The following is a 9,580-nucleotide window of genomic DNA, read 5'->3' on the forward strand; positions in this document are numbered from 1 at the left end:
GGCCATTACGAGGGTTGGTGTCGTGCGCGTTTTCGATCTTGCGATCAGGCATGACATAGATAGCGCCAGCTTCCGATGCAAAGCGACCTGGCTCGAACAGCAATTCCCAGTTGTAGCCTCCGCGCTCGAGCCCCCCAGCCTGAGCAGCAGAGGCTACACCGGTTACCAGCAGCACCCCACCCAAAATTGTTGAAATAGCCTTAGACATCAGTCCTCCCCCGAAAGTCTCAAAAACTTCCTGAACGCACGCAACAGTTCAGCAAAATTGTTACCAATACGTAATAGGTAACAAAGCTCACGGAACGTGCAACGAGTTTGCGAAGGACCAATTTACCGATGCAGCGGTGCAGAATCGAAGAATCCGAAAATTTCGCGATTTCCCGCGCGCTGTTCTGCATTTTTCCGACTAATCCGAAAGGGTTAGAGCGAAAATGTGCGATTTTCATGCAAAAAACGCCGTTGTTGCTCAAATGCAACGGCGTTCAAAAATGACAAAATTGGGGCTTTTTCACGGGCTGAAATGGGGAGTTTCCCCCTGCCTTGCAAGGGGAAGTCTCGATTTGATTCAATCGGGATTGGCCGCATGATGCGGAAAATCCATATTCCTCTCACCCGGCTTCGCGAACCCGCCGAATCGCAGTTTCGATCTTTTCGGCAGCAGCCTGAAGTTCGGCAAGTCGCTCGCGCTCGGCTTCGACAATCTCCGGCTTAGCATTGGCGACGAACTTCTCGTTGCTGAGCTTCTTGCCGATCTTGTCCGATTCATCGGCGATCTTGCCGGCTTCCTTCGTCAGCCGGGCAACCTCCGCATTTACGTCGATCAGGCTGCCGAGCGGCAGACAGGCCGTAGCTTCGCCGATAACAAACTGCGCTGAACCCTTCGGCGCTTCGTCCGCCAGCGTGATTGTCTCGACGCGTGCCCGCCACTTTATCGAAGCCTCGTGACGCTGGAGACGCTCCTTCGTCACTTCGTTGGCACCAATGACCACCAGTGGTGCAACCGCCGATGCCGGAACATTCATCTCGGCGCGCACGGAGCGAATGCCTGTGACCAGGTCGATTAGCCAGTTGATATCGGCCGCCGCCTCGGCATCGAGGAAATCTGGCGCCGGCCAAGGTGCATGGCACAGTAACGTCTCACGGACCTGCCCCTCGCCCGCCGTATGTGCCCACAGCTCTTCGGTCATGAACGGCATGAAGGGATGGAGAAGTTTATAGATCTCATCGAGCACATAGGCGGCACAGGCCTGTGCTTCGGCCTTTGCCTCGGCATCCTCGCCGTTGAACACCGGCTTCAACAATTCGATGTACCAGTCGCAGAACTGGTTCCAGACAAAGCGATAGGCCGCACCCGCCGCCTCATTGAAGCGATAGCTGGTGATACCATCGGTAACATCGCGCACCGTATTGGTGAGTTCCGTCAGGATCCAGCGATTGACCGTAAGCTTTGCATCTTCCGGGCGGAAAGATGGATCGCGTGTCACACCATTCATCTCGGCAAAGCGTGTCGAATTCCACAGCTTGGTGCCGAAATTGCGATAGCCGGCGATACGGCTTGGATCGAGCTTCACATCGCGGCCCTGCGCCGCCATGATCGCCAGGGTGAAGCGTAGCGCGTCGGCGCCATACTCGTCGATCAGCTCCAGCGGATCGATGACATTGCCCTTCGACTTCGACATCTTGGCGCCGTTCTTGTCGCGGACCAATGCATGCACGTACACCGTATGGAATGGCTCTTCGTTCATGAAATGCAGGCCCATCATCATCATCCGCGCAACCCAGAAGAAGATGATGTCAAATCCTGTGACCAGCACATCGGTCTGATAATAGGTGGCAAGCTCCGGCGTCTTGTCGGGCCAGCCCAGCGTTGAGAACGGCCACAACGCCGATGAGAACCATGTGTCGAGCACATCCTCATCGCGCGTCAGGATTTCGCCGGGCTTGAAGTTCTCGATCAAGTTCTCGACATGGGCCTTCATCGGCCCTTCGTGTGCGAGATAATGCTGGATGGCGGCGCTGAGCGCCTCTTCTTCGCTGCGCTCAACGAATACCTGGCCGTCCGGGCCGTACCAGGCCGGGATCTGATGACCCCACCAGAGCTGGCGCGAGATCGTCCAGGGCTGGATATTCTCCATCCACTCGAAATAGGTCTTTTCCCAGTTCTTCGGCACGAAATTGGTGCGGCCTTCGCGCACGCTGGCAATCGCCGGCTTGGCAAGCTCAGCCGCATTCACATACCACTGGTCCGTCAAAAAAGGTTCGACCGGCACACCGCCGCGATCGCCGTGCGGGACCATATGCGTGTGCTCCTCGACCTTCTCGAGGAAAGCGCCCTCTTCCATCATCTCTACGATCAGCTTGCGTGCGGCAAAACGATCCTTGCCGTCCAGAACATGAATCAGTTGAGTGAGATTCCTCGACGGCTCCAGACCTTCAAGGAATTCATCATTGTCTTTCAGATGAATGCTCGCATCCATATTGAGGATATTGATCTGGCGCAGATCATTGCGCTTGCCGACTTCGAAATCATTGAAATCATGCGCGGGCGTGATCTTGACCGCACCGGATCCTGCTTGCGGATCAGCATAGTCATCGGCAACAATCGGAATATGGCGTCCAACCAACGGCAGAACGACATTGTTATCGATCAGGGCATGATAGCGGGAATCGTCAGGGTTCACCGCGACGCCGGTATCGCCGAGCATTGTTTCAGGCCGCGTCGTTGCAACGACGATGTAGGTATGCGGATTTTGCGGATCGAACGCCACGTTTTCCAGCGGATAGCGGAAATGCCACAGATGGCCCTTGATCTCACGCTGCTCGACCTCAAGGTCGGAAATGGCGGTGTGGAGTTTCGGGTCCCAGTTGACGAGACGCTTGTCCTTGTAGATCAGGCCTTCCTTGTAGAGCGTGACGAAGACTTCAAGAACTGCCTTTGACAACCCCTCGTCCATGGTAAAGCGCTCACGCGACCAGTCGCAGGAGGCGCCGAGACGCTTTAGCTGACCAGCAATGATGCCGCCGGATTCATTTTTCCATTCCCACACGCGCTCGACGAACTTCTCACGCCCCATTGCGCGGCGGCCCGGCTCTTGCCGTTCCATCAACTGCCGCTCGACAACCATCTGCGTGGCGATGCCCGCATGGTCCATGCCCGGCTGCCAGAGTACGTTCTTGCCGCGCATGCGCTCGAAGCGGACAAGAATGTCCTGAATCGTGTTGTTGAGTGCGTGCCCCATATGCAGGGAGCCGGTCACGTTCGGCGGCGGAATAACGATCGCAAACGGATCGGCGCCCGGCTTCGAGCCTGCGCCGGCCTTGAAGGCGCCGGCATCGTCCCAGCGCTTTGCGATCTCCGGCTCTACGGCCGCGGCGTCATACGTCTTCTCAAGCATAAAAATAGTCCGTCATTTTGCGGAAAGGGTTGGCTACGGTGTAAACCGAATGGCCGCCTAGAAGTCAATGCTGACGTGTCGTTAACCCAATCACATAGAAAGCGCGAAATCCTACATTCGGACAATTGCCTCATTGCAACCGCCGCGATTACTTGGACGGAATTCATCCACGAGGTTTCTATGAAATTAGCGTATGTGGTCACACCAATCATTGTCATAATAACGCTTGCTGGTTGCGTTTCCGATGCCCAAATCAAAGACCAGAGAGAGACCCAATACAAAGCGAAACAGAAATATTTCGCAACGACTGGCGTAACGGCTGACCAGATCGCCAACTGTTCAAATTATGTTGCGGAGAGTTCCCTCGAACGTCGCAAGTTCTGGGCTGGCCTGACAGACACGAGCCTGTCACAGATGCCGACGGCGCTTTGCAGAAACATTGTGAACGGGATACCAGTGGAAAATTGACCGAGCGAGATATAAATTCGTTCAGTCATCCACCTCTTACGCACAACACGGCCAAGGTCCTTAAGGGCGGTTGAGAACGGCGGATTGTACCATCCAAGAGTTCAGCGCCTGCCGCCTCGTGCAACCCGCTCGATCTCTTCGCGCACGAGGCGTTCGACCAGCGTCGGCAGGTTATTGTCAAGCCAATCCTGCAACAAGGGACGCATGATCTCCTGCGCGATCTCGTCAAACGAACGCCGTTGTTCATTGCGGACAGCGAACGTCAAGTCCTCGAAGGCAGAACTCACCTGACGCTCGGCCGCCTCGGAGAGGATGGGCTCAAGCGCCCGCTCCAGATCAAGCGACACCTCGTTGTCCGTTGCGGTATCAGAAGCAGGATCGGCCGACGCCCCTGACGAAGCCGTGGTCAATTCAACCGGCTGCACGTCAAATACCGCATGATCCAATTCCGCAGCAACTTCCTGCTCGGGCAACACAAGGTTTTCTGCTTCGGGCATTACCTTCGGCGCCGCGTGGGACAGGGGGGGACTATCAAAAGTTTCGGCAGGCTGCGACACTTCCTGTTGCGTCGGCGCTTCGGCGCCCTGCTGCTCTGGCGTTTGCGCCTTCGCGATTGCTTGACCAGTCTCCCGCTCCACCAGTTTTGACTGAAGTGGCGAAGACGCCCTGCCAAGCGGCGGTTCGAACGATGCCGGTGTGGCCGACATTACGGCGATGCCTTCGCGTGGTGGCAATTCCATTTCTGCGTCGCTGTAAGGATCCATTGGCTGGGGCATCGAAGCAGCACTGGCCGATGGAACATCGGTATTGACGGGAGCTGGCGGAACATCGTCCGGGCGCGTCGTATCGCTTTCCTCGATGATACGGCGGATCGATGCGAGAATCTCCTCCATGGAGGGTTCCCGTGCGACGCTGGATGATTGTGCCATGATGCTCTTGCCCACTACATCTTGTTTCATTGCGCTGCAACGAATCTGCATTCAGTGTAGAGGCTTGTAATGTGTTTGAGAATCCTTCGGCGAAATGTTTGGAGCTAACCCACAGATTTTCTTTCTGGTTCTATGCGTCTTAAAAACAAATTTGCCGCCAAGCGGTGACGCTGGCGGCAAAATATTTCGCTCGGCAAAACCAGGAGGATCAGCGACCGTCTGGAGTCCGCAGCCCGATCCACTTGTCCTTGACCGCGTCGTAGTGCTCTTCCGGCCTGTATTCCGCAACCTGGAGGCCGATCTGCGATGCAGTCAATCGGCCAACCGCCGACAGAACCGCATAGCTTGTCACAACGCTGTCGCGTTCAGCCTGGGCCAGGTTGATTTGCCCCGTAAGCACATCAGCTTGCGCGTTCAACACATCCAGTGTGGTGCGCTGGCCAACCTTGCGTTCTTCGATAACACCATTCAAGGCGAGCTGCGCCGCAGCGACGACTGACCGCTGCGCAACGATCTGCGCTTTGGCCGATTCCATCTGCGAATAGGCCTGGGCAATCGCCTGACGAACACTGTCACGCGCCACGTCGACTTCAATGCGCCGCTGGCCAAGTGTTTCCTTGGACTGGCGGACGAGTGCCGATGTCCGGCCACCATTGTAGATCGGAATTGTCACTTGAATACCGGCAGAAGCTGATGTGGCGTCGGTTCCGGCGGCCAAGTCACTGCCCCGGAAAATTTCATCCCGGTTAACGGAACCTACCAGCCCGACCTGCGGCAGAAGCTGACCCTCATTGGCTTTCACCGCATATCCGGCAGAGTCTACAGCATACTGATTGGCGAGAATTGCCGGATGGTTTTTGGACGCAATCGCAAACGCCTGATCCATGGATCTTGGCAATGATTTCGATGCCATCGCGGCTGCTTTAAGCTTGTCCGGCGCCACCCCAATGATCTGAATATAGGTCGCCTCGGCGGTTTTTTCATCGGCCTTTGCTGCATCCAAAGTGGCGATAGCAGACGCTTTTGACGCTTCTGCCTGCGCAACGTCCGTCCGGGTTCCTTCACCAACGTCGAATCGCGCCTTGGCAGCGCGCAATTGTTCATCCAGGAACTCTAGGTTTTTCTGCCGCAAGATAACGATTTGGCGGGTAAGGTAGACGTTCATATAGGCCTGTGCAGCACTGAACAGCAGGTTCTGTTCGTTGTTGCGCAGGTTTTCCCGCGCGGCAAGCACCTGGGTCTTGGCAGATTTGATGTTGTTGCTAACGGTGAATCCATCAAACAGCGTCTGGTTGATCTGGATTCCGAACGTCCCTTCCTGGGTCGTGCCATGCCGACCGCCATCGAGCCGGCGATCGGTCGCGGTCAAGTCCGCAGTGGCGGATACGACCGGCCGGTAGCCGGATTTGGCAACGGCAACACCTTCATCCGTAACACGCACGCCAGCTCTGTCCGCATTGAGCGTGGAATTGTTGTTGTAGGCCTTGGCCATTGCGCCAAAGATTGTTTCAGCCATCGAAGGCGTAGTGGCCAATACCGTCGCCGACATCAGCGCTGCGGTGAGTACTCGCTTACCCGCTAAGAACACTATAAGCCCCTTCATTCTCTAAACTTGCACGTCCAACCGAACCGATTGGTTCGACAACATGTCGTTCATTAGCTGCCAATTGGCAAGAAGGCCACAGGCACAATTTCCGCTCTGCTAACAAAAGTACCGAACCGTTGCACTTTTGTCTCATCGATCACCGTCAGAACTCGAACTCGGATACCTTCTCAAAACCGGGAAGCGGTTTCACTGCGGAATTGAAAGCACGGCGCCCGGAAACAACCCCATCGTTCTTTCCGTAAAGCATTGCCTTGCCTGCATTTCCGGCCCCTTCGACAACCGCGAGTCGCCCCCCATCCTTCAACTGCTCGAATAATGTACCAGGAACGTGGTCTACGCTACCCTCAATTAAAATTACGTCGTAGGGCGCTTCGGACGGGCAGCCCTGTTCCAGCGATCCGTTGACCACAGCAACATTGTCGTAGCCCAATTCGGACAATATGGCAGCCGCCTGATCCGCCAGGTTCGTGTCGCTCTCGAGGGCGATCACCGAACCTGCGATTCGGGAAATCACGGCCCCTGAATAGCCTGTCGCGCATCCCACATCGAGGACAATATCGTCCGGCTGGATATTGGTAAGCTGAACAAGCTTGGCGAAAGGCGACGGTTGCATCAAATAACGCGCGCCCGACCCGGCGGTTGCCGCAGATACCAGAACATCATCGTCGATATAGGCCAGCGGCAAGCGAGCACCCGGCACAAATTTCTCACGCGGCACATCAAGAAAAGCCTGAAGCAGCGGCTTGTCGGTCACATCAGTCGTCCGCAACTGATTGTCGACCATCTTGATCCGCAGGTCTTCGAAATTTGGCGTCATAGTCTACAAGCTTTCCTGGCAAGGCGCCTGCAACCAAAGCACTTGCAAGCGCGTAACATGCTTCTGACAGATTCGCATCAAATCCGTCGTCTGTAAAAGTTGGTGATCCCTCACGCGATCACCCTCTCACAGAGTTACTAATTTATTCACAGGATGTGGCAAAAATTTCCGTTAGCGTCAATGAATGACTAACGGCGCCGGCCATCCGGCCTCCGATTCTTTGTCGATTGAGGCCTTCGTGCATCACATGCTTTCGTTCGGGCCATCTCAGGTGATCGCGCGGCGGTTTACCCGCGGACGCCTGCGTGACACGGGTTTGGATGCTGTCTCCTTGCGTATTTGCTCGATGCAAACCACCCCTAGATCGGTGCTGCGCTCCAAAAATTGCGCAATGGTCTTGAGCTCGTCAGCGGTGAAACTCGACCAAAGCGCACCCATTCGCTCGCCTATCGGCGCATAGACCGTTTTGATCGGCTCGATAGCCTCCTCTCGCACCTGAATCGTGATGCGGCGCCTGTCGGCAGAATCATGGACCCGAGTGATGTAGCCTGCCCTCTCAAGACGATCGAGCAGCGCAGTCATTGCACCGGACGTCAGTCCAGTTGCCTGTGCCAGCTCTCCCGCGGTTGTCTTTCCGCGCATATTGATGAGGTCGAGGCATTCGAGATCGGTCGTGTGTAGACCGAACCGGTCCGCAATGACCTGGCTCATCATCACGGAGTGAGCACCCATGCGCCGGATTTCCAAACTGACACGCTCCACCAGATCGGATATCGATACATCACTGGAGCCGGGCGGCTTTTTCGTCATTCTGTCTTCATCCTTCGACTACCCAAGTCTGACTGCTGCAACGAAAGCAAGCAGCGTCGCAAGACTGGTGACAATATCAAGCGGAAGACGCAAGCGGCTTCGCTTTGCCCAGCTTCTGGCATCGCGCTCTCTGAACGATTCTGCACTGGCCCGTTCAAAGGCCAGCGCCTTCGGGATGAAGTCGAATGCCGACCAGATACGCATGATCGCGTGGCTGCAGAGGGCGACGAGAAGCCACACGCGAATCTCGGGCACCGACCAGCTCATTGCAAGGGCCGCGATAAGTGTCAGTTCGAACGCAACATGCGCTGCTATCCAGAAACGCTTGCGGTCGATTCCTCCTCGCGACGGCTGAATAAGGTCCGGCCGTTTCGGCCAGAACGGATCCACCACCAAAAACTCGTAAAGTCCGCCGCCAATTCCAATCAGTGCCAATGCGCTGGCAAGCCCGGTTAAGAAGCTGCTTGTCCCCATAGGACGTCCTCCTGTTTCACTCGCGAATTATCTTTACGATCAAATATCTTTATAATCAAGATAATATTTGGAGCAGAGCACCTTAACCGTAGGATTAATCTGGGATTGAACAGATTGGCTGCACCTGTCATTCTATACTTCAAGTGCATGGAATCGTTCGAGCGAACGATAGGAATTCGAAGCAAATGATTGAGATCAAAGGATTCAACGACCTTCCTGTCAGCCAGGACGAACTAACGGGTCTGGCGGACCGAGCCGCGCTTGAAGAACACCTCGACAGTCTTTGCGGATCCTATGCTCAAAGCGACTTTGACGACCGGCTGCAGTTCGCCATCCTATGCATTGATCTCGACGGGTTTCAAAACTTCAACGATCAATACGGCCGTGCCGAAGGCGATAGTTTGCTCAAGCTCGTGGCCGATCGCCTGCAATCATGCATGCGCAAGAATGATGTGGTCTATCGCATTGGCGGCGATGAATTTGCCATCGTCCTGCTGCAGGTCACATCAAATGAGGTTGCCAATATTGCCGACCGCATCATCGGAACGGTCTCGCAGCCCTATGATCTTGGGCGCCCCGAACCGGTTGCAATCAGCGTCACAATCGGCGCAGCGCTTGCCCCGCGTGATGGCGATACGCCAGAAAGCCTGCTGTGGTGCGGCGACGCGGCGCTCTACATCGCCAAGAAAGCTGGAAAGGGCGTGTATCGCAGATATTCCGAAAGACGCTCTAGCTAAGCTAGACCGGAAATCGGCGTTCGTCTCTTCGAGAAGCGGCTTGAATTTAGTCGCGCGGACGACAGCGACCTTCGCCAGGGATATCCTTGCTACTGCGCGCAGTGCATTGATCGAAACTCATTGCTCGTACTACGGTCAGACTCCATTTTGAAAAGCTGACAGAGAACCATGGCTATGCGCAACGATAAACGCTATGTGCTGTTGTTTGCCTTTCAGCCCATTGGAACAACAGTCCTCTTTTCCCAAAGACGCCTCGGGGCCGCGCTCCGGGACAGGATCGCCTGACCCGATAAATCGGGTCGACTAAGCCTGCATAGCAGTGGCACCAGGATAGCTGTGCGCGC

The 9,580-nt window shown here is 55.6% G+C and carries 7 protein-coding genes and 1 pseudogene; 1 reads left to right on the plus strand and 7 read right to left on the minus strand.

The window, feature by feature from the left end; all coding sequences use genetic code 11:
• The 7 genes and pseudogenes from AAAC48_RS04585 to AAAC48_RS04615 form a co-directional block, all read right to left on the minus strand.
• Positions 1–208, minus strand: a pseudogene (locus tag AAAC48_RS04585) (transporter); the annotation flags it as partial.
• A gap of 400 nt (positions 209–608) precedes the next feature.
• On the minus strand, positions 609–3,395 hold the full coding sequence (locus AAAC48_RS04590) for a valine--tRNA ligase (protein ID WP_340653040.1): 2,787 nt from the start codon (positions 3,393–3,395) through the stop codon (positions 609–611).
• A 569-nt stretch (positions 3,396–3,964) separates the two neighbouring features.
• The gene (locus AAAC48_RS04595; RefSeq protein WP_340653041.1) at positions 3,965–4,792 is read right to left on the minus strand and encodes a DUF2497 domain-containing protein; all 828 of its coding nucleotides are present in this window, start codon (positions 4,790–4,792) and stop codon (positions 3,965–3,967) included.
• Between the two features lie 208 nt (positions 4,793–5,000).
• Positions 5,001–6,395: a TolC family outer membrane protein gene (locus tag AAAC48_RS04600; RefSeq protein WP_340653042.1), complete on the minus strand. Its 1,395-nt coding sequence runs from the start codon at positions 6,393–6,395 to the stop codon at positions 5,001–5,003.
• A gap of 145 nt (positions 6,396–6,540) precedes the next feature.
• Positions 6,541–7,215 (minus strand): protein-L-isoaspartate O-methyltransferase, encoded by a 675-nt coding sequence (locus AAAC48_RS04605; RefSeq protein ID WP_340653043.1) that lies wholly within the window; start codon positions 7,213–7,215, stop codon positions 6,541–6,543.
• A 267-nt stretch (positions 7,216–7,482) separates the two neighbouring features.
• Entirely contained in the window at positions 7,483–8,025 is a 543-nt protein-coding gene (locus AAAC48_RS04610; protein ID WP_340653044.1) for a MarR family transcriptional regulator, read from the minus strand.
• A gap of 18 nt (positions 8,026–8,043) precedes the next feature.
• Complete coding sequence (locus AAAC48_RS04615) at positions 8,044–8,499, minus strand: hypothetical protein (protein ID WP_340653045.1); 456 nt, start codon at positions 8,497–8,499, stop codon at positions 8,044–8,046.
• Between the two features lie 185 nt (positions 8,500–8,684).
• Here AAAC48_RS04615 and AAAC48_RS04620 point away from each other — a divergent pair, with 185 nt between their 5' ends.
• Complete coding sequence (locus AAAC48_RS04620; RefSeq protein ID WP_340653046.1) at positions 8,685–9,236, plus strand: GGDEF domain-containing protein; 552 nt, start codon at positions 8,685–8,687, stop codon at positions 9,234–9,236.
• Positions 9,237–9,580 lie beyond the last annotated feature (344 nt).

The sequence above is a fragment of the Phyllobacterium sp. genome (assembly GCF_037994405.1).
Taxonomy (GTDB): domain Bacteria; phylum Pseudomonadota; class Alphaproteobacteria; order Rhizobiales; family Rhizobiaceae; genus Phyllobacterium.